The 19,028-nt window shown below is 73.4% G+C and carries 16 protein-coding genes; 3 read left to right on the plus strand and 13 right to left on the minus strand.

Annotated features, from left to right (window positions below):
- Nucleotides 1-67: 67 nt before the first annotated feature.
- From E5083_RS18685 to E5083_RS18730, 9 genes are all read right to left on the minus strand, one after another.
- Complete coding sequence (locus tag E5083_RS18685) at nt 68-1,273, minus strand: ATP-grasp domain-containing protein (RefSeq protein ID WP_135786830.1); 1,206 nt, start codon at nt 1,271-1,273, stop codon at nt 68-70.
- The gene (locus tag E5083_RS18690) at nt 1,270-2,529 is read right to left on the minus strand and encodes an MFS transporter (protein ID WP_135786831.1); all 1,260 of its coding nucleotides are present in this window, start codon (nt 2,527-2,529) and stop codon (nt 1,270-1,272) included. The genes E5083_RS18685 and E5083_RS18690 overlap by 4 nt, the downstream gene beginning before the upstream one ends.
- Nucleotides 2,526-5,141 carry an ATP-grasp domain-containing protein gene (locus E5083_RS31745; protein ID WP_244317557.1) on the minus strand — a complete coding sequence of 872 codons (2,616 nt, stop codon included), beginning with the start codon at nt 5,139-5,141 and terminating at the stop codon, nt 2,526-2,528. The genes E5083_RS18690 and E5083_RS31745 overlap by 4 nt, the downstream gene beginning before the upstream one ends.
- 101 nt (nt 5,142-5,242) lie before the next feature.
- Nucleotides 5,243-5,893: a DsbA family protein gene (locus tag E5083_RS18705; RefSeq protein WP_135786832.1), complete on the minus strand. Its 651-nt coding sequence runs from the start codon at nt 5,891-5,893 to the stop codon at nt 5,243-5,245.
- The gene (locus E5083_RS18710) at nt 5,890-7,575 is read right to left on the minus strand and encodes a class I adenylate-forming enzyme family protein (RefSeq protein WP_135786833.1); all 1,686 of its coding nucleotides are present in this window, start codon (nt 7,573-7,575) and stop codon (nt 5,890-5,892) included. Before E5083_RS18710 ends, E5083_RS18705 begins: the two co-directional genes overlap by 4 nt.
- A gap of 79 nt (nt 7,576-7,654) precedes the next feature.
- Entirely contained in the window at nt 7,655-8,527 is an 873-nt protein-coding gene (locus E5083_RS18715; protein WP_135786834.1) for a prephenate dehydrogenase/arogenate dehydrogenase family protein, read from the minus strand.
- Nucleotides 8,524-10,599, minus strand: coding sequence for an aminodeoxychorismate synthase component I (gene pabB, locus E5083_RS18720; protein ID WP_135786835.1), 2,076 nt, complete (start codon nt 10,597-10,599; stop codon nt 8,524-8,526). Before pabB ends, E5083_RS18715 begins: the two co-directional genes overlap by 4 nt.
- Entirely contained in the window at nt 10,596-10,898 is a 303-nt protein-coding gene (locus E5083_RS18725) for a chorismate mutase family protein (protein WP_135786836.1), read from the minus strand. Before E5083_RS18725 ends, pabB begins: the two co-directional genes overlap by 4 nt.
- 169 nt (nt 10,899-11,067) lie before the next feature.
- A complete protein-coding gene (locus E5083_RS18730) occupies nt 11,068-11,811 on the minus strand; it encodes an alpha/beta fold hydrolase (protein WP_135786837.1) in 744 nt (247 codons plus the stop codon).
- A 190-nt stretch (nt 11,812-12,001) separates the two neighbouring features.
- Here E5083_RS18730 and E5083_RS18735 point away from each other — a divergent pair, with 190 nt between their 5' ends.
- A complete protein-coding gene (locus E5083_RS18735) occupies nt 12,002-12,574 on the plus strand; it encodes a Dps family protein (RefSeq protein WP_135786838.1) in 573 nt (190 codons plus the stop codon).
- Between the two features lie 82 nt (nt 12,575-12,656).
- Here E5083_RS18735 and E5083_RS18740 read toward each other — a convergent pair whose 3' ends face one another.
- A complete protein-coding gene (locus E5083_RS18740) occupies nt 12,657-13,415 on the minus strand; it encodes an SDR family NAD(P)-dependent oxidoreductase (RefSeq protein WP_135786839.1) in 759 nt (252 codons plus the stop codon).
- 184 nt (nt 13,416-13,599) lie between these two features.
- Between E5083_RS18740 and E5083_RS18745 the strand changes: the two genes are divergently transcribed.
- Nucleotides 13,600-14,484 (plus strand): helix-turn-helix transcriptional regulator, encoded by an 885-nt coding sequence (locus E5083_RS18745; RefSeq protein WP_135786840.1) that lies wholly within the window; start codon nt 13,600-13,602, stop codon nt 14,482-14,484.
- A 10-nt stretch (nt 14,485-14,494) separates the two neighbouring features.
- Here the strand turns inward: E5083_RS18745 and E5083_RS18750 are convergent, their stop codons facing one another.
- Together E5083_RS18750 and E5083_RS18755 are read right to left on the minus strand one after the other, a co-directional pair.
- Nucleotides 14,495-16,000 carry a cryptochrome/photolyase family protein gene (locus E5083_RS18750; protein ID WP_135786841.1) on the minus strand — a complete coding sequence of 502 codons (1,506 nt, stop codon included), beginning with the start codon at nt 15,998-16,000 and terminating at the stop codon, nt 14,495-14,497.
- Nucleotides 16,001-16,248: 248 nt separating this feature from the next.
- Entirely contained in the window at nt 16,249-16,734 is a 486-nt protein-coding gene (locus tag E5083_RS18755) for a MarR family winged helix-turn-helix transcriptional regulator (RefSeq protein WP_135786842.1), read from the minus strand.
- 161 nt (nt 16,735-16,895) lie between these two features.
- Between E5083_RS18755 and E5083_RS18760 the strand changes: the two genes are divergently transcribed.
- Nucleotides 16,896-18,044 (plus strand): PP2C family protein-serine/threonine phosphatase, encoded by a 1,149-nt coding sequence (locus E5083_RS18760; RefSeq protein ID WP_135786843.1) that lies wholly within the window; start codon nt 16,896-16,898, stop codon nt 18,042-18,044.
- A gap of 72 nt (nt 18,045-18,116) precedes the next feature.
- Here the strand turns inward: E5083_RS18760 and E5083_RS18765 are convergent, their stop codons facing one another.
- Entirely contained in the window at nt 18,117-19,019 is a 903-nt protein-coding gene (locus E5083_RS18765; RefSeq protein WP_135786844.1) for a MauE/DoxX family redox-associated membrane protein, read from the minus strand.
- Nucleotides 19,020-19,028: the final 9 nt, after the last annotated feature.

Consider the following 19,028-nt stretch of genomic DNA (forward strand, 5'->3'; position numbering starts at 1 on the left):
CGGGCTCGTGCCGGGAGGAGTCTTTCCGGCGCGCGGTGGGGCGCGCCACCGGAAAGGTCCGTTCCGGCTAGGCCACTTGAGGGGTCACGGTGAAGCGCAGGGTCTCGCGGACGAGCTTCACGGCGTCCTCCCGCTCGGTGGGCGACCCGGCGTCGATGAGCACGTGCCCGAGCCGCCGGCCGGACGAGGTGAGCGGCTGCACCGTGTCCCCGACTCCCTTGCGGGGCCGTACCCGGACGACCGCCGGGTGGGCCCGCACCTCGTCCAGCCCCTCGATGCCGGTGATGGTGCCGGGCGCGGCGGTGAGGAAGACCGTGGCCGCATGGGACACCGGGCGCTCGGGCAGGGCGGGCAGGGGCAGGCCGACCGACAGCAGCACCATGGCCTCGTACAGGTCGAAGCCGAAGGTCAGGCCGATCGCGTCGGGCAGGTAGTCGCCGGGGGTGCGGACCGCGACCTCCATCAGCACCGGGCCCGTCGCGCTCATCCGGAACTCCAGATGCACCAGACCGGTGTCCATGCCTAGCGCGCGGAGCACACCCGAGGTCAACGCCCGTACCTGGGCTGCTGATTCGGGCCCGAGGTCGTGGCCGCAGCGGTGGACGAGTTCGACGAAGTACGGCGGCGGAGTGGTCTCCTTGGCGGTGACGTTCTCGAAGAGGACCTCGCCCTCGCGGACCAGGGCCTCCCAGCTGAACTCGGGTCCCTCCACGGCCGTTTCGACGAGCAGCTGCCCTTCCCCGGCGCGGCGGGCGACGACTTCCCCGACCTCCTCCGGGGTGCGGATCAGCTCCACGCCCTGACTGCCGGACAGGCTCAGGGGTTTGACCACCACCGGGAGGTGCCGGCGCATCCAGTCGCGGGCTTCGCCGAGCCGGGCCACGTGCAGATACTCGGGCTGCGGGACGCCGTGCGCGCCGAACAGGGCGCGTTGCAGCGCCTTGTTGCGGGAGACGACGGCCGCGTGCAGCGACGGGCCGCGCAGTCCGTGCCGCTGCTGGGCGAGGGCCGCGGCGACGACCTGGGGTTCGGCGAAGCCGATCAGCCCGTCCGGCACCCGCTCGGCCACGGCGGCCGCGACCGCGCCGGCCCAGGACTCCTCGTGGCCGCCGGGCACCCGGTAGAAGCGTTCCGCGAGGGCGGCCGGGCGGTTCTCCCAGGTCGCGGCGGACTCCAGCGCGCGGGCCCGGACGCCCAGCCGGGCGGCGGCCTCCAGGTAGGGGCGGCCCATGGTGCCGACGCCGGCCAGCAGCAGTTCCCTCGGCGCGGTCATGACGCGGTCCTCTCGACAGGGGCCGCCACGTCCGCGGGCGGCGGGGTGCCCAGCAGGCGGGTGACGGGGGTGACCAGCAGCGCGGCCAGGGCGAACGCCGCCGCGAGGCCGACCCAGCCGAGCGGACCCCCGGCGATCACGACGGAGGTGATCAGCGCGGGGCCCACGATGCGCTGGCCGGTGCCGCCGAGGCTGAACACCGAGAGGTAGACGCCCTTTTGGTCCTCGGGGGCGCACGCGTAGCTCAGTTCCCAGCCGCCGGTGGCCTGCCACATCTCCCCGAAGGTCAGCAGCACACAGGCCAGCCCGAGCACGGCGGCCGCCGCCCAGGCCGAGTCGGGGGCGCCGGACACCGCGAGGGCGGCACAGCACAGGGTCAGCGCCAGGCCGCCCAGCCGAAGCGAGCGCGTGGCGCCGTCCGGGCGTTCCGCGATCCGGGCGACGGGGACCTGGAGCACGATCGACAGCAGGGTGTTGACCAGCACCAGGAAGGGCAGCGCCCCGGCGGGCATCTCGGTGGCCTGGAGCGCCCACAGCGGCAGGCCCACCGACAGGATCGTCACATGCAGGTTGAGGAAGCCGTTGAGGACGGTCAGCAGCCCGTACCGCCAGTCCCGGAAGCGCCGGACCGCGTCCAGCGGGCCGACCTTGCGCTGGACGGTGTCGGCGCCGTCGAGCCGGAGCCGGGTCAGCATGAGCGCCGAGAGGACGAAGGCGGCGGCGGTGCCCAGCACGATGGCCCGGTACGGCCAGACGCTGTCGGCGGTCAGCAGCGGCGCGGCGAGCAGCGCGCCGACGGAGAAGCCGGCGTTGCGCACGGTGCGGATGATGGCCATGGTGCGGGTGCGGTCGGTGCCCGCGACCGTCGCGGACGCCACCGCCTGGGTCATCGGCTGGGTGGCCGCCTCGGCGGCGGCCAGCGCGCAGGAGACGAGCGTGAAGCCGACCAGTCCGTGCACCAGGCACAGCAGTGCGAAGCCGCCCGCCCGCCACACCTGGAGGGCGATCAGGGTGCGCCGGGCGCCGAACCGGTCCCCCGCCGCGCCGATCGGCACCGTGGTCAGGAAGCCGACGACGCCGGAGATGGCGAGGCCGGTGCCGACCTCGGCCGGGGTCAGCCCCACCGAGCGGACGAAGAACACCGCCGACGCGGCCAGGTACAGGCCGGTGCCGATCGCGTTGACCAGCGAAATGACCGCGAAGGCACGGCCGTTGGGGGTGGTGGGGACGTAGGCGCGCCAGAAGGAGCGGCTCATCCCTCCTCCCCCGGTACGGCCTCGGGCTCGGTGGCGATGTCGATCAGCGCGGCCGCCCGTTCGGCAAGCCGCCCCGCCGCCTCCGGTCCCGCCGCGGCGGTGGCGATGACGAACCCGGCCCGCTCCCACGAGCTGGTGACCGGCCGCACCACGGCCCCCGGCTCGACGCCGAGGTGCACCGCGTGCACCCCCTCCGCCTCCCGCGCCCGCTCGGCGCCGGACACCCGCGCGACCCGGCCGGGCGGCGGGGTGAGGAAGCGTACGGCGGCGCCCCGGAGCGCGGGCCGGGGCTCCACCGGCCCGCGCCCCTCCAGCACCCGGAGCAGGCAGCTCAGGATGTCGGTGCCGTACGCCTCGTCGATGAGGACGGTGATGCCGCCGCCCGGCATCCGGCCCGCGCACTCGATCAGGTGCGGGCGTCCGTCCGCACCGGCGAGCAGCCACTCGGAGTGCAGGATGCCGGAGCGGAAGCCGATGCTCTGGGCGAGCCGCACCAGGGACCGGCGCAGCTCGGCCGACGTGTCCTCGGGCAGCGGGGCGGGCACGGTGTGGCCGGTCTCCACCGGGTGCCGGGAGTCCCGCACGGTCTTGGCGGTGATGTTGAGGAAGCCGACGACGCCTTCGTGGACGACGGCCTCCACGCTCACCTCCGGCCCGTGCAGCCGCTGTTCGACCAGGTAGCGGGCGGGTTCGGAGTGGCGGGCGCGCAGGGTCGGCTCGTCGGCGGTGGTGGTGTGGGCCCAGGCCGCGGTCACGTCGTCGTCGGGGCCGAGGAGCTGCACGCCGAGGCTGGCCTGGCGGCCGGCGGGCTTGAGGACGGCCTCTCCGCCGTGGGCGGCGCGGAAGGCGGCGACCGTCTCGGGGCCGGTGGCGGGCGCCCAGTCGGGCTGGAGGGTGCCGGTACTGGTCAGCGCGGCCCGCAGCAGGCCCTTGTCCCGCAGCAGATGGGCGGCCTTGACGCCCGCGCCGGGCAGCCCCCACTCCTCGGCGAGCGCGGCGGCGGTGACGACCCCGTACTCGACCACGGGGACGACCGCGCGGACCTGCGGCGGGCGGGGTACGGCGCGTACGAGGCGCTCGGGGTGTGCCTCGTCCTGGGTGGGCGCGGGCAGCAGCGCGGCCACGCAGGCGTGGCGGTCGGAGAGCCCGGCGAGTCCGCGTGCCTCGATGACGTCGGGTTCCTCCAGCACCAGCACGGAGCCGACCGGGAGGAGGCCGTCGAGCTTGCCGAGCATGACGGGGCTGTAGCCGACGAGGACATGGGTGACGGACGCCTCCGGCAGTGCCTCGGGCCCGGTGTCGACGGTGATCGCGGCGCGCACTTCGGCCTCCAGCGCGTCCAGTTCGGCCACGGTCGGGGCGTCGATCAGGAAGGACACCGCCCGGTCCTCGGAGCTGTGCAGCTCGCCCAGGCGGGCACCCCGGTCCTGGTGGACGAGGACCGCGCGCAGGGCGGGCGGTGCGTCCGGCGGGCCGGGTTCGAGGTGCGGCCAGAGTCCGCGTTCCCCGACCCAGGCGGGCGCGACCCCGAAGCCGTCCACGGCCACGTCCCGCAGGATGCCCGGCGTGTGCTCCAGGTAGACCTGGCGGGCGAAGCGGGTGGGGGCCGGGTAGGTGACGGGTTCGCCGAGGGCGATCCGGATGATCTGCCGCTCCAGCGAGGCCCCGGTGGCCAGTTCGTACAGCACGCACAGTCCGTCGCCGGGCGGCCGGGCGGCGACCTCCATGAGTACGGGCCGTCCCTCGGCGCCGATCCGCCACTCGGCGTGGGCGACGCCGTCGCGGAAGCCGAGGGTGTCCAGGGCGTTCGCGTTGGCGCTGAGCAGCGTCCCGGCGTCGTCGGGGCGGTCGCCGGGCACGGTGTGGGACAGCTCGACGAAGGTGGGCGCGTGGCTGTCGGTGGTGTCCTTGCGGGTGACGGAGGCGAAGACGATCCGGCCGTCCTGGACGAGGGACTCGACGGAGAACTCCTGCCCGGCGACCTTCTCCTCGACCAGCACCGTCTCGTGCGCCGGGTGCCCGGCGAGCAGTTCGCGCAGCCGGGCGGGCCCGTCGACGCTCTCCACCCCGGAACTGGAGTGCCGTCCGGCGGGCTTGAACACCACCGGGTAGGTCAGAGACGCCACGTCGACCCGGTCGCGCTCGCCGGGCGGTACGACGACGACGGCCGGGCTGTACTCGGGCAGGTACCAGCGCTGGAGGTACTTGCTGCGGCAGGCGCGGCTCGCGCGCAGGCCGGGGCCCGGCACCCCGAGGGCGTCGGCGAGCAGTCCGACGGGTTCGACCTGGGTCTCGCCCACCGCGCAGGCGCCGACGATGTCGTACTCCTCGCGCCAGCGCAGGGCGGCGGCCACCGCGCCGGGGAGGAAGGAGTTGTCGCGGCCGGGGTCGCCGTCGACGAAGGCGAAGTCGTGGATGCCGGCGGCCGGATGGGCGGGGTCGGCGGCGCACGCCAGTGCCTCGTCGCGGGCGCCGGCGGGGGTGATGAGGAGGATCTTCAGGCCGCGCCGGGCGAGTTCGTCCAGGTAGGCCGGTGACCGGCACACCACCAGGAACGATCCCGCCAGTACGAAGGCGGCCCGGCGCTGTTCTCTTCTCTGCGGCTCGTCCATCTCCCGTTCCCCCCGAATGTCGTTGCCGATGTCGATGGTGCGCGGCGGCCGGGCCGCTCCGCCGTCGGCGGGAGGCGGCCCGGTCGCCGTGGGGGCGCGTCTCAGTCGAAGCGGAGACTGCCCGTCCGGGTCCTCTTCAGCTCGAAGAAGTCCGGGTAGTTGGCCAGCGCGCGGGCTCCGTCGAAGATCCGGGCGGCTTCCTCGCCGCGCGGGATGGAGTTGAGCACCGGGCCGAAGAAGGCGACGCCGTCGATGTGGATGGTGGGCGTGCCCACGTCCTCGCCGACCGGGTCCATCCCCTCGTGGTGGCTCTTGCGCAGTTCCTCGTCGTAGATGTCGGTGTCGGCGGCGGCCAGCAGCGAGTCGGGCAGGCCGCGGGCGGCCAGCGCCTCGGCGGCGACCGCGAGGTAGTCCTTGTTGCCGCCGTTGTGGATGCGGGTGCCCAACTCCTCGTACAGGCCCGGCAGTACCTCGTCGCCGTGGTGGTGCGCGGCGGCGGTGACGATCCGGATCAGGGCGAGGGAGTTGTCGACCAGTTCGCGGTACCAGTCGGGCAGTTCGCGTCCCTCGTTGAGGACGTACAGGCTCATCACCCGGAAGTTCAGGTCCAGTTGACGGTGTTGCTGCACCTCGAGAATCCAGCGGGAGGTGATCCAGGCGAAGGGGCAGGCCGGGTCGAAGTAGAAGTCGACCTTGGCGGTGTCCGTACCGGCGCCGGAGGCCGGCGCGGTGGCGGGCGTGTCTGCGGTCATGCGGTGGGCTCCTCGTGGACGGCGACGAGCGCGCCGTCGCGGTCACGGACGTAGGCGGTCAGCTCGGCGTACTGCTCGCGCAGTTGCCGCTTGAGGACCTTACCGGTGACACCCACGGGCAGACCGGTCTCTTCCGGGACGATCTCCAGCAGGCCGAGCACCGGGTGACCGGCGGCCCGCAGCGCCTCGTTGGCCTGGCGGAGCAGCTTCTCCGGGTCGGGGTCGGCGACCGACTGGCCGACGGTGACGACGGCGACCGGCACGGTCCGTCCGTCGCGGCGCCCGGCGACCACGGCGACGTCGCCGGTGTCGGGGACGTCGTTGAGGATGACCTCCTCCATGAACACCGAGTAGCCGGTGCCCTGTTCGGTCTCGATGGCGTCGGCGGCGCGGTCGACGAGGAAGAAGTCGCCGTTGCTGTCGCGGTAGGCCATGTCGCCGGGCAGCCAGTACCCGGACAGCTTGAAGCGGTAGGTCAGGTCGGAGTCGCCCCAGTAACCGGGCGTGATGGCGGGCCCCTTGGCGCCGAGGAAGCCGACCTCACCGTCGTCGGCGTGGCTGCCGTCCTTGCGCAGGATGGCGACCTCGGCGACGCCGACCGGCTTGCCCGCACAGCGGTCGTGGCGCTCGCTGTCCAGGGTGCGGGCCTTGAGCAGCACGCCCCAGCCCAGTTCGGTGGTGCCGAGCCGGTCCAGGAAGGCGGCGGGCTCCAGGCCGGGGCTGCGCATGGAGAGCACCTTGGTGATGTGGGCCTGGTGCACGGCGTCCCCGATGGACACCCACGCCTGCACGGAGTCCAGCGCGCCCGGCTCCGGCTCGGTGTTGGCGAGTTCGGCGTAGGCGTGCGCGAAGGACATCACCGAGGTCGGCTGGTACTTGCCGACGGCGGCGGCGAGACCGGGGCCGCTGCGGTCGCTGAGCGCGACGATCGGGGTGCCGCCGAGGACCGCGTACACGGTGTACGCGATGCAGCCCAGGTGGGACTGGGGCAGCGCGGTCATCATCAGGGCGCCGGGGTGCTCGGTGTGGTCGACCAGGCGGAACTTGGGCCCGGAGACGATGGACTTGTGGGTGTGGATGGTCGGCTTGGGGCGGCCGGTGGTGCCGGAGGAGTGCAGGATCGCCACCGGGTCGTCGTCGTGGTGGTGCCAGTAGGCGGACTCCGGGAGCGGCGCGGCCGGCGGGGCGGGCAGTTCCTCGACGGACACGGTGAAGCGCAGGCCGAGACCGTCCACGGCCGAGCCGAGCCGGTCCAGGCGTGCCTGGTCGGCGTAGAGGCCGACGGGCGTGGTCTGCTCGATCAGCGAGGTGGCGATGGCCTGCGGGGCGTTGGAGTTGATCAGCAGGGCGATCGCGCCGATCTGGGCGAGGGCGTAGAAGTGCAGCGAGTAGGCGAGGGAGTCCTCGAACCAGACGGCGACCCGGTCGCGCGGGCCCACGCCCTGCGCGAGGTACCAGGCGGACCAGCTCTGGGCCAGCGCGTCGAACTCGGTGAGGCTGAACTCCTCGCGCTCCTCCCCCGAGGGCACGGGTATCGGGCGGCTGGAGCGCAGGAACGGCAGGTCGGGGTGGGGGTTGGTGGCCAGCGCGGCCCGCAGCAGGTTGCCGCCGCCGATGGCGGGGTCGGCGGCGAGCGCGGTCCGCTGCTCGGGGGTGAGGACGGTCGGGGCGAACGTGGTCATGGACAACCTCTCGGACAGGGTTCGGGCAGGGTGCGGCGAGGTCTTCACCGCCGGTGCCGTGCGGCCGCGGGTGTACGTCTCAGGGCTGTGCGAAGAGCCGGGCGCAGGTGTCGCGGTGGTGGGCGAGGTCGTCGCCCAGGTAGGCGCGGAGTTCGCCGAGCAGGGCGGCGAAGTCGGCCTCGGTGCCGTGCTCCACGGTGTCCGCGACCCGGTGCACCGCCTCGGCCAGCGCCTTGCGGGCCGCCCCCGCCTCGGCGTTGGCGTACTGGACGTCCCAGTACACCTCCGGGGTGCCGGAGGCGACGCGGGCCAGCAGGGCGAGCAGCGTGGTGGCGGGCGGCGGGGCGACCGGCCGCAGATCGGCGGCGGAGACCCCCGTACCGGCCAGCGCCAGCCCGAAGCCGAGGACGGCGGCGTGGGTCAGCGCCTGGGAGGCGGCGGCGAGCCGGTCGTGCTCGGCGGCGTCGACGCGTACGACCCGGGCGCCCCACTCCTCGATCAGCGCCAGCAGCGCGGCGACGCCGGGACCGTCGTGGACGACCACGGCGGCGACCGGGCGGCCGGCGAAGCCGAGCGCGGGCGCGAACATCGGGTTGAGGCCCACCGCCTGGACGCCGGGGGTGTGCTCGCGTACGGCGCGGGTGACGGCCTGCTTCACGGACAGCGTGTCGGCGAGCACCGCGCCCGGCGCCAGCGCCCCGGCCAGGCCGGGCAGCGCGGCGAGCGCCACCGGCTCGGGCACGGCGAGCACGACGAGGTCGGCCCGGCCGAGTTCGGCGCTGAGCGCCGGGCCGGGGTCGGTGATGTCGCCGCGCACCCGCCGTGCCGCGCCGAACACGGGGGCGTCGGCGGGGTCGACGACGGTCACCTCGGCGCCCGCTTCGAGCAGCCGCTCGGTGAACAGCCGCCCCACGGCCCCGGCCCCGCCGACGACGACGGCCCGCCGGGTCACGACCGGCTCCCGGCGGAGGTGCCCGTTTCGAGCGCCGTCTCCAGCACGGCCGTGACCATGGCCCGCGACTTCACGACCGTCTCTTGGAACTCTTCCTCGGGGTCCGACAGCGCCACGATCGCCCCGCCCACCCCGAACGCGACCCGGTCCGGCGTGGCGACGAGGGTGCGGATCACGATGTTGAGATCGGCGGCCCCGCTCAGCGCGAACCAGCCCAGCGACCCGGAGTACACCCCGCGCGGCCCCTCCTCCAGCCGGTCGATGATCTCCATGGTGCGCAGCTTCGGCGCCCCCGTCATCGACCCGCCCGGGAAGGCCGCCCGGACACAGGACACGGCCGTCTCCTCGGGCCGCAGCGTGCCCCGGATGGTGGAGACGAGCTGGTGCACGGGCGCGTAGGTCTCCACGTGGAACAGGCGCGGTACGTGTACGGACCCGACCTCGGAGACCATGTTGAGGTCGTTGCGGATGAGGTCGACGATCATCAGGTTCTCGGCGCGGTCCTTCTCCTGGCTGAGCAGGTCCTGCCGCAGTTCCTCGTCCTCGGCCGGGGTGGCGCCGCGCGGCCGGGTGCCCTTGATGGGCTTGGACTCGGTGACCCGGTCCGTGCCGACCGTGACGAACCGCTCGGGCGAGGCGCTGAGCACGGCGACGCCCTGGAAGTCGAGCAGCGCCCCGTACGGCACCGGACTCAGCCGGCGCAGCCGCGCGTAGGTGGTGAGCGGGTCGATACGGACGTCCATGACGACGGAGTTGGTCAGGCATACCTCGTACGTCTCGCCCTGCCGGATCTCCTCCAGGCTCTGGCGGACCCGGTCGAGGTAGGCGTCCTTGCCGTGCCGGAGCCGCAGGAGGTCACTGGCGTCCGGGTCGGTCATGCCGGTGAAGCGGGCCGGGGTGTCCGGTGCGGTGCCGGGGGCGGGCAGGGCGCGCAGCCGCGCCTCGGTCTCGTCCAGCCAGCGCAGGGCGTCGCGGTCGTCGCCGTCGGCGGAGAGGGCGAGCAGATAGCTGACGCCCTCGGTGTGGTCGACGGCGAGCATGCGGTCGGTGAACAGCATGGCCGCGTCCGGGGTGGCGGACTTGTGCACGGCCTGGCCGCCGGTCTCGGCCTTGAGTTCGTAGCCGAGGTAGCCGACGTAACCGAGGTTGAACTCGAAGGGCAGCCCCGCCGGTACGGGCACGGCGCGGGTGCGGATCTGTTCATCGAGGTACTCGAAGAAGCCCTGCTCGACGATCTCGCCCTCGTCGTCGGCGCGGCCGGGGCTGCGTACGGTGACGCCGCCGTCGGAGACCCGGTAGCTGACGTACTCGGCGAGCGGGCCGCGTCCGTCGCCGAGGAAGGAGAAGCGGGACAGGCCCTCGATGACCGCGCCGCTGTCCAGCCAGAAGCTGTGGGCGTCCCCGGCGAAGAGGGCGCGGTAGGCGGCCTCGGTGTCGGGCTGGAGGCCGATCCGCCGGGTGTGCACGGTGTACCGGGAGCCGCTCGCGCCGGTGGCCCGGTGGGCGAGCGCCAGGCGGCGGAAGTTGCGCAGCAGGTCGCGGCCGTACTCGCTGCTGATGGACTCGGGGTGGAACTGCACGCCCCACACCGGCCGGGACACATGCCGTACGCCCATGATCACGCCGTCTTCGGTCCAGGCGACGGCCTCGAGTTCGTCGGGCAGGCCGGTGGCGGCGAGCGAGTGGTAGCGGACCACGTCGAAGGGGCTGGGGAGTCCGGCGAAGAGGTCGGTGCCGTTGTGGTGGACGGCGGAGATCCGGCCGTGCATGGGCTCGGGCGCGAGGGCGACCGTGCCGCCGAACAGATGGGTGATGCCCTGGTGGCCGAGGCAGACGCCGAGGACGGGCAGTCCGCTGTCCAGGATGGCGCGGGCGCTGATGCCGAAGTCCCGTTCGCGGTCCGGGCGTCCGGGGCCGGGCGAGATGACGACGGCGTCGAACTCCTCCAGCCGCAGCGCGGACCAGTCGGCGCCGTTGCGGACGACGACCGGCGGCCGGCCGTTCACCTCGCCGAGCAACTGGTAGAGGTTGTAGGTGAAGGAGTCGTAGTTGTCGATGAGCAAGGTCCTCACGAGGAACCTCCGATCACCCGGTCCTCGACGCGGCAGGTCTCCTCGATCACGAGGTCGTACAGTTTCCGCAGGAACTCCCGGTCGATGCCGTGCCGTTCGCCGTAGCGGGCGGCGCGTTCCTGGACGATGCCGATCCGGTGCGGCTGCATCATCGGCACGTCGTGCTCCCGCTTGAAGTGGCCGATCTCCACGCACTTCTCGATCCGGGCCCGCAGTTCGTCCAGGAAACGTCCGTCGATCGCGTCGAGCTCCGCCCGAAGGTCCTCGATGGTGACGCCGGCTGTCGGCCTCTCCCCCATGGCTGCCCCTCCCGCCTGTCCACGGTCCGAATGTGCCCGCCGCCGGGCTCGGCCCGCCACCGGCCCGATAGCTCGGATCACCGCAGTGCACACAGTGCGGGGATCGATACGGGGACAAGCGGGACATGTCGGCGGGCCCCGGAGGCCGCGTAGGAGGGGGCGAGAGGGGTCAGACGCGCAGGAAGGCCGGCGCTCCGGGCGCGATGGCCTCGGCGACCGTGCCGTCCTTCGCGGGGTGGTCGCGCAGCAGGTCGGCCACGATCTCGGTGGCGAGCCGGTGCCAGGTGGTCAGGCGACGCAGCATGGCGTGTTCCGCCCCGGTGATCATGATCATCCCGGCGTGCGCGCCTGCCGTACGGGCCCGCAGTACGAAGTTCACGGAGTCGTCGGCGCCGGTGATCCGGTCGGCGTCGCCGTGCAGCACCACGAGCCGCTGTCCGCGCAGGTGGACGGCGGGTTCGGCGGCGGGCAGCCAGGGCGCGAGCGCCAGCACCCCGCGCACGGCCGGGTGGGCGGCGGCGTGCAGGGCGGCGCGGCCGCCCATGGAGTGACCGACCAGCACGACCGGCAACGGGCCGAATTTCTCCTGGAGTTCGCCGAGGGCGCGCAGTACGTCGTCGGCGGCGGCCCCGCCGTTCCAGCCGCGGTGCCGGTAGCGCACCTCGCCGAGCACGATGCCGTCCGACGGCAGCCCGGTGGCGACGGCACGCAGCACGGGGCGCATGCGCAGCGCCGCGAGGTGCCAGGGGCGGCTGACCGAGACGTCCTCGGCCCGGCCGCCGTGCAGGGTGAGCACGGCGGCCTTCGGGGACTTCGGGGCGTACCGGACGACCAGCGCGCTCTCGGGGCCCTCCGTGGACTCGCCGCCCTGCCGGTGCGTGGTCTCGTCCGGGCCGTCGCTGTGGACCTTCACGTGGGGCGCCTTCCCTTCGGGCGGTCGTACGGGATCGTCACGTGGAATCCGTAGCCGCCCGGCACGCGGCTTGGTCGGAGGGGCCCGTTCCGCCTACTGCGACGGGCGGGACAAAAGCACGTCTGAGAGGGTCGGACCGGGGCACATGTGCTCAGGCAAGGACTTCTCACCGTGATGACAGAGGTGAATCATGACCAGCCAGACCAAGGATCTGACCCCGAAGTACACCGTTCCGGGCCTCGAACGTGAGGCGGCCGGCAAGCTCATCGGTCTGCTCCGCCTCCGTCTGCACGCGCTCAACGACCTCCACCTCACGCTGAAGCACGTGCACTGGAACGTCGTCGGGCCGCACTTCATCGCCGTGCACGAGATGATCGACCCGCAGGTCGACCGGGTCCGTGACATGGCCGACGACGTGGCCGAGCGGACCGCCGCCCTCGGCGGTGTCGCCCAGGGCACGCCGGGTTCCCTGGTGGCCGAGCGCACCTGGGACGACTACTCCATCGGCCGGGGCGACGCCATCGCGCACCTCGCCGCGCTCGACGTGGTCTACACCGGCGTGATCGAGGGCGTACGCGCCGCGGTCAAGGAGGCCGGCGAGATCGACCCCGCCACCGAGGACCTCCTGATCGAGCAGCTCCGCGACCTGGAGCAGTTCCAGTGGTTCGTCCGCGCCCACCTCGAAAGCGCCCGCGGCACCCTCGCCACCGACGACGTCCACTCCGAAAAGGAAGCAGCCGCCAAGGGCGCCAAGGTGAGCTGACCCCCCGCTACGAAGATCCGCCGCGCGCCGCCACCCCACATGGGTGGCGGCGCGCGGCGTGCCGGGCTGTCCCTTGCCGGGATCACGCCTGTTCGGTGGGCCGGATGACGATCTCGTTGACGGCGACCCGGCGCGGGCTGGTGACGATGTAGCCGACCGCGTCGGCGATGTCCTCCGCGCGCAGGACCTCGATCTCTCCGAACATGGCGTCGAAGTCGCGCGCGGAGTTCTCTTTGTGGCCGAACAGCTCGCTCTCGGTGCGGCCGGGCTCGACGACGGAGAACCGCAGGCCACGGCGGGTGTACTCCTGCCGCCATGCCTCCGTCGCCGCGGTCACGGCGAACTTCGTCGCGCTGTACACCGCCACCGTGGGCGCGGTGAACCGGCCCGCGACGGACGAGATGTTCACCACGTCGGCGACCGACCGGGGACTGTCCTGGGCGGCGGCGAGCAGGTGCGGGAGGGCTGCCTTCGTGATGTGCAGCAGGCCGCGCAGGTTGATGTCGACCATGCGGTCCCATTCCTCCAGCGACGACTCGTCCGACGGTCCGTTCAGCATGACGCCGGCCGCGTTCACCAGCGTGTCCAGCCGTCCCAGTTCCTCGACGGCACGTTGCACGGCCGCCGGGGCCGCGGCCGGGTCCGTCAGGTCGGCGGCCATTGTGATCGCCCGGCCTCCCCCGGCGCGGATCTCGGCGTCGAGTTCCGCCAGCCGGTCCGCGCGGCGGGCGACCAGGGCGACGGCGGCGCCGGACGCGGCGAGGCGGCGGGCGGCGGCCCGGCCGATCCCGCTGGACGCGCCGGTGATCAGGGCGACGGTGCCGTTCAGGTGCTCTGCCATGGGTTTCTCCTCTTCAGCGCTATGACGTCCGTAAGGCGTCCGTATGACGTCCGCAGGGCCGTCCCACCCATCACAACAACGCGCACACGCCACCGGAACGTGTGAGCGCGCCCTCCCGTACCTGGTACTCGCGGTACCTGCCGGCCCTCGCTCGTGCGGCGGCCCGGCTGGGAGAATGGCGGGTATGAATTCCACCGGCCCGCTGGGCGAGTTCCTTCGTTCGCGCCGGGCGCGGCTCGACCCGGCGTCGGTCGGCCTGCCGCCCTCGCCGGTGCCCCGGCGCGCACGTGGTCTGCGCCGGGAGGAGGTCGCCGCGCTCGCCGGGGTCAGCGTCGACTACTACGCGCGGCTGGAGCAGGGGCGGGTCGGCAACGTCTCCGACCAGGTACTCAGCGCGGTCGAGGACGCCCTGCGCCTGGACCCGCTGGAGCGGGAGCATCTGCGCGCCCTGGTGGGCACCGGCTCCGCGAAGCCGCGTCGGCGCCCGCCCGCGAGGCCGGGTGTCCGACTGGGCCTGCGGACCTTGATCAACGCTGTCGACCCGGTGCCCGCCCTGCTGCAAGGCCCGCGCATGGAGATCCTGGCCTGGAACCGCGCGGCCTCGGTCCTGCTCGCGGACTTCGGCGCCATGGCGCCCGTGGACCGCAACATCGCCCGCTGGCTCTTCCTCGACCCGGCCACCCGGACCCGCTACCCGGACTGGGAGGAGATCGCCGCTCCCACGGTGGCCGCTCTCCGCTCGTACCGGAATCCGCGCGTACCGGACGAGGCGCTCGAACGGCTCGTCGGGGAACTGTCGGTGGCCTCCGGCGAGTTCGCCCGCTACTGGGCCGACTACCGGCTCTTCGAGCACGGCCACGGGAGGAAGCGGATCTTCCACCCGGCCGTCGGCGTCATGACGCTCAACTACGAGACCCTGCACATCGCCGACTCCGACGGCCAGTTCCTCTCCACGTACACCGCCGACGTCGGTTCACCGTCGGAGGAAAAACTGCGCATTCTGATGAGCTGGGACGCCGGGCCCGTTGACCCGGAGACGGCCACCGGCGAACGCCCCCGCCAGGTCTGACCTCGCCGGGTCAGGGCGGTGAGTCGCCCCGGTCGCGGGCGGTGCGCAGGACCTCCTCCACGTCGCCGAGGCGGTCGAGGCCCTGGACGGCGCGGGAGGTGCGGTTGTTGGCGGCCAGCAGGGTGCGGTGGCGGTGGACGAAGGCCCAGTAGCCGGTGGTGTAGGGGCAGGCACGGTCGCCGGTGCGGTCTCCGGGTCTGTAGGCGCAGCCACCACAGAAATCGCTCATGCGGTGGATGTAGGCCCCACCGGAGGTGTACGGCTTCGTGGTCATCCGGCCGCCGTCGGCGTACTGGGACATGCCGACGACGTTGGGCAGCATCACCCAGTCGTAGCCGTCGACGAAGCAGCGGTGGAACCAGTCGGTGACCGCGCGCGGCTCCCAGCCCTGCTGGAGGGCGTGGCTGCCGAGCAGCATCAGGCGCGGGATGTGGTGGGTCCAGCCGGTGTCGCGGACCTGGGCGAGGGCGGTGGACAGGCAGCGGGCGGTGACGGCGTCGGCGTCGAGTTCGAGGAACCAGTCGGGCAGCGGGGTGCGGGCGCCGAGGGCGTTGCGGTCGCGGTAGTCCTCACCGAAGTACCAGTAGAGCTGCCACACGTACTCGCGCCAACCGGCGACCTGCCTGATGAACCCCTCGGCGCTGGCGATGGGCGCGTTCCCGGCGCGCCAGGCGTCCTCGGCGGCGGTGACGACCTCGGCGGGGTCGAGCAGGCCGAGGTTGAGGGAGGAGGAGAGGAGGCTGTGGCTCATCACCGGGTCGGCGGCGAGCATGGCGTCCTCGTGCGGGCCGAACCCGGCGAGCCGGTGCCCGGTGAAGCGGCGCAGCGCGGCCAGCGCCTCGCGGCGGGTGGCGGGAAAGCGGCGCGGGCCGTCCCGGCCGACGAAGGTGATGCCCTCCTCGCGCTCCCAGCGGTCGAGGTCGGCGCGGACCTCGTCGTCGATCTCGTCCTCGCGGGGCCGGTAGGGCTTCGGCGCGTCGAGGGTGCGGGCGCCCTTGGGCGGGGGTTCGCGGTTGTCGTGGTCGTGGTTCCAGCGGCCGCCGGCGGGTTCGCCGCCGTCCATGAGGAGGTCCAGCTCACGGCGTACCCAGTGGTAGAAGTCCTCCTGCCGCAGCCGGTGGCCGGAGCGACCGTCGGCCCAGGCGCGGAAGGTGTCCTGCGGGAAGAGGAAGCCGCGGGCGGGCAGCACGCGCACCTTCTCCAGCGAGCGGACCAGGCCGAGGGCGGCGCGCGAGGTGGGGTGGTGGACGGTGACGCGGCCGGTGCCCACCGCCTCGCGCAGGCCCTCGCGGTAGGTCTCGGTACGGACGTAGCGGACCCGGTCGCCGAGTTCGGCGGCCCGGTGGCGCATCGCGGAGAGGATCAGATGGGCCTTGGCCCGGTGGAAGCGGCGGCGGCGGAAGACCGAGCGCGCCTCGATCAGCACCAGGGGGGCGTCATGGGCGGGTCCGTCCGGGCCGGGGGTGAGGAAGTGGGGGCCGAGCTGGTCTCCGAACAGCCAGTGCCGGTCGGTCATCGCGGCCACTCCTCGATCAGGGCTGGGTGCGGCGGACCGCGCAGGTGGGGACGTATCCATGTGGCGTGGATCTCATGACCGTCGCGTGAAACACTTGCCGTTTGACAACTATGACCAAGAGGCAAGAAAGTATCCGGTGTCACAGCAGGAGGGGAAGGATCAGGGATGTTCCGGTCGGCGGAGGCCGCTCCGTTCGCCGGTCACCGGCCACGATCCACGGCAGCCCGGTCGGCTGCGGCCCGGTGCGCTCAGGCGGTCCGGGAGCCGGAGGACTCCTCGTACCCGTGTATCTGCTCCGACGCGACCGCGCAGAACGCCTCCAGGCCGGTGAGCAGAGCGCTGCGGTCCCCGGCCGACATCCGCTCCAGCACCGAACGCAGCGTCTCCTCGCGCCGGGCGCGCAGGTCCGTCAGGAACGCCCGGCCCCGGCCGCTGAGGTACAGGCGCACCTCGCGCCGGTCGGTACGGCTCAGCTCGCGCTCGACGAACCCCGCCGCCTGGAGCCGGTCGCACAGGCGGCTGGTCGAGGGCGGGGTCGAGGCCAGATGGTCCGCGAGGGTGCGCAGGTTGATGCCCTCCTGGTGCTCCAGAATGAGCAGCACGCGCAACTGGGACGCCGAGGCGGGAGCCGTGGAGGCCCTGCCCCACAGCACTTCCAGCAATTCCGCGGCCGTGGAGGTCACACGCGCGACTTCGACGGGTTCTGGGCGGGGGTGGAAGTTCGTCACGGTCACACTCTCGCAGGTACGGGGACGACCCACAGCCTACTAGCAGGCAAGACGGTCCGGAATATCCAAGAAGACGGCACGATACGTCCACCACTCGGCCCATCGCGGGGCGGGCGTAGCGTTCTTACGGGTGAGAGATTGGCATACCTACGATCGTGAACAGATTCATGGCTGTCGAGCGGGCGCTGCGCACGGCACCTCCCTACGCCCTGGCCGACACCGTCCGCCGGGAGCTGGCCGGGCGCTACGCGGCCGAGGCCGTGGAGTTCCTCGTGGCCGACTACGGCCTCACCGTGCTCCAGCCGGTGACCACGCCGCCGCACGCGCTGCCCCCGGTCTCCCTGCGCAACGGCCCCGCCGGCCGTGCCTTCGGCGCCCAGGAACCCTTCCTGGAGAGCCTGGTCGACCACCGGCTGCGGGTCCAGTTGCCCGTGACGGTGCACGGGGACCGGCTCGGCGTGCTCACGGTGACTCTGCCCGACACCGAGGACACCCGCGCGGCGCTGCCCGAGCTGGCCGAGATCGCCCAGGTGCTGGGGCACGAGGTGCTGGTCGCCGACCGCGAGACCGACCTGTACCTCCAGGCCAGGCGCCAGGACCGGCTCACCCTGGCCGCCGAGATGCAGTGGCAGCTCCTGCCCGGCCACTCCTGCTCCCTGCCCGAGTTCGAACTCGGCGCCCAACTGGAGCCGGCGTACGCCATGCACGGCGACAACTACGACTGGTCGTCCACGGCGGACCGGCTCACCCTGTACGTCTCCAACGGCATGGGCGAGGGCATAGAGGCCGCGCTGCTCACCAACCTGGCGGTCAACGCGCTACGCAACGCCCGCCGGGCCGGCATCCCGCTCGCCGACCAGGCGGCCCTGGCCGACCAGGCGGTGTACGCCCAGTACCGGGGGCACCGCTATCTGTCGGTACTGATGCTGGACTTCGACCTCGCCACCGGCCGTACCCGGGTGGTGGACGCCGGGTGCCCGCAGTTGCTCCGGCTGCGCGGTGGCGCCGTGGAGCACATCGGCTTCGAGGCGCAGTTGCCGCTCGGCATGTTCGAGGAGACCGACTATGTCGCGCAGGAGCTCCAGGTGGAGCCCGGCGACCGGCTGGTCTTCGTCAGCGACGGGGTGTACGCGGTCGCCTCGCCCAAGGGTGAGCCCTACGGGGACGCGGCGCTGACGCGGGCCATCCAGGCCACCCGGCTGCTCCCGGCCGCCGAGGTGCCCGGAGCGGTGCTGCGCGAGCTGGCCGAGCACCGGGGCACCCCGGCCCCGGACGACGACGCGCTGGTGGTGTGCCTGGACTGGCACGGCCGCTGAGGGCGCCCCCTCTCACGCACCGGCCCGGTGTGACCGCCGTACCCGCACGGCGGCCGCACCGGGCCGGTGTTTCTATTCCACGAGGCGTAGCGAGCGGCGGGCCGGGGCCGCGCGCAGTTCCTCGGCGGCCACCGGCGCGCCCGTGTCCGCGTCGACGTAACTGACGCGGATCATCGGGTCGCCGGGCGTGTCACGGCCGGCGGTGGCGTCCAGGGCGAACAGGACCGCCACCGGGCGGGCCGCCTCGCCCTCGCCGTGGACGCCGGAGTAGTGCAGGATGCGCCAGCCGTCGCTCTCCCAGTGGTCCAGCAGCGCGGAGCGCACCACGGGTGAGGTGGTGTGCCAGGCCAGGGAGTTCTCCAGTAGTTCGACGCTGGCGGCCACCGGGACCTGCCGCGCCCCGCCCCGGCCGGTCAGCGGGTGGCCGAACACGCGCAGCCGGGTGCGGCGCAGGGGCAGCAGCCACCACCGGTCCAGGTCCGCCGAGAGGGCGAACAGGACCAGCGCGCCCACAACCAGCACGACGGCCGACGCCACCGGCCGGTCCCCGAGCGCGCCCCACCAGGTGCGGCGCGCCACCGCCGCCGTGAGTCCGCCGGCCAGGACGAGCGCGGCGCGGGCGAAGGCGCGCCAGGTGACCGGCGTGTCCTCGCTCGCGGAGCACCCGCAGGACGCCTGCGGGGCCCGCGCCCGGCCGTAGCCGAGATAGCCGAGGAAGCAGGCCCCGAGGACGGCCGTGGCCGCCCCTGGCAGCGCGCTGCCGGGTGCCGCGAGCAGGGCCCCGGCCAGGAGCAGTTCGGCCCACCCGGTGGCCCGCAGCACCCGGGCGGCCCGCTCGCTGCTGCTCAGCAGGCGGGCCAGCGCGGTCTTCGGCGCCGTGGCGACGACATCCGGGCCGAGGGCCTTGGCCGCGCCGGTCCAGCCGAGCAGCCCGGCGAGGAGGAGCGGGAGGAGTCCCGTGGTCAGTGACAGCATGTGCGCCTC

The organism is Streptomyces bauhiniae (assembly GCF_004784475.1).
Lineage (GTDB): Bacteria > Actinomycetota > Actinomycetes > Streptomycetales > Streptomycetaceae > Streptomyces > Streptomyces seoulensis.

Excerpts from the sequence above, each read along its gene's own strand:
- E5083_RS18710 (WP_135786833.1), bottom strand. The coding sequence starts at position 7,575 with ATGACCACGTTCGCCCCGACCGTCCTCACCCCCGAGCAGCGGACCGCG.
- E5083_RS18750 (WP_135786841.1), bottom strand. The coding sequence starts at position 16,000 with ATGACCGACCGGCACTGGCTGTTCGGAGACCAGCTCGGCCCCCACTTC.
- E5083_RS31745 (WP_244317557.1), bottom strand. The coding sequence starts at position 5,141 with ATGGACGAGCCGCAGAGAAGAGAACAGCGCCGGGCCGCCTTCGTACTG.
- E5083_RS18760 (WP_135786843.1), top strand. The coding sequence starts at position 16,896 with ATGGCTGTCGAGCGGGCGCTGCGCACGGCACCTCCCTACGCCCTGGCC.
- E5083_RS18740 (WP_135786839.1), bottom strand. The coding sequence starts at position 13,415 with ATGGCAGAGCACCTGAACGGCACCGTCGCCCTGATCACCGGCGCGTCC.
- E5083_RS18705 (WP_135786832.1), bottom strand. The coding sequence starts at position 5,893 with ATGACCGCAGACACGCCCGCCACCGCGCCGGCCTCCGGCGCCGGTACG.
- E5083_RS18765 (WP_135786844.1), bottom strand. The coding sequence starts at position 19,019 with ATGCTGTCACTGACCACGGGACTCCTCCCGCTCCTCCTCGCCGGGCTG.
- E5083_RS18685 (WP_135786830.1), bottom strand. The coding sequence starts at position 1,273 with ATGACCGCGCCGAGGGAACTGCTGCTGGCCGGCGTCGGCACCATGGGC.
- E5083_RS18725 (WP_135786836.1), bottom strand. The coding sequence starts at position 10,898 with ATGGGGGAGAGGCCGACAGCCGGCGTCACCATCGAGGACCTTCGGGCG.
- E5083_RS18735 (WP_135786838.1), top strand. The coding sequence starts at position 12,002 with ATGACCAGCCAGACCAAGGATCTGACCCCGAAGTACACCGTTCCGGGC.
- E5083_RS18690 (WP_135786831.1), bottom strand. The coding sequence starts at position 2,529 with ATGAGCCGCTCCTTCTGGCGCGCCTACGTCCCCACCACCCCCAACGGC.
- E5083_RS18745 (WP_135786840.1), top strand. The coding sequence starts at position 13,600 with ATGAATTCCACCGGCCCGCTGGGCGAGTTCCTTCGTTCGCGCCGGGCG.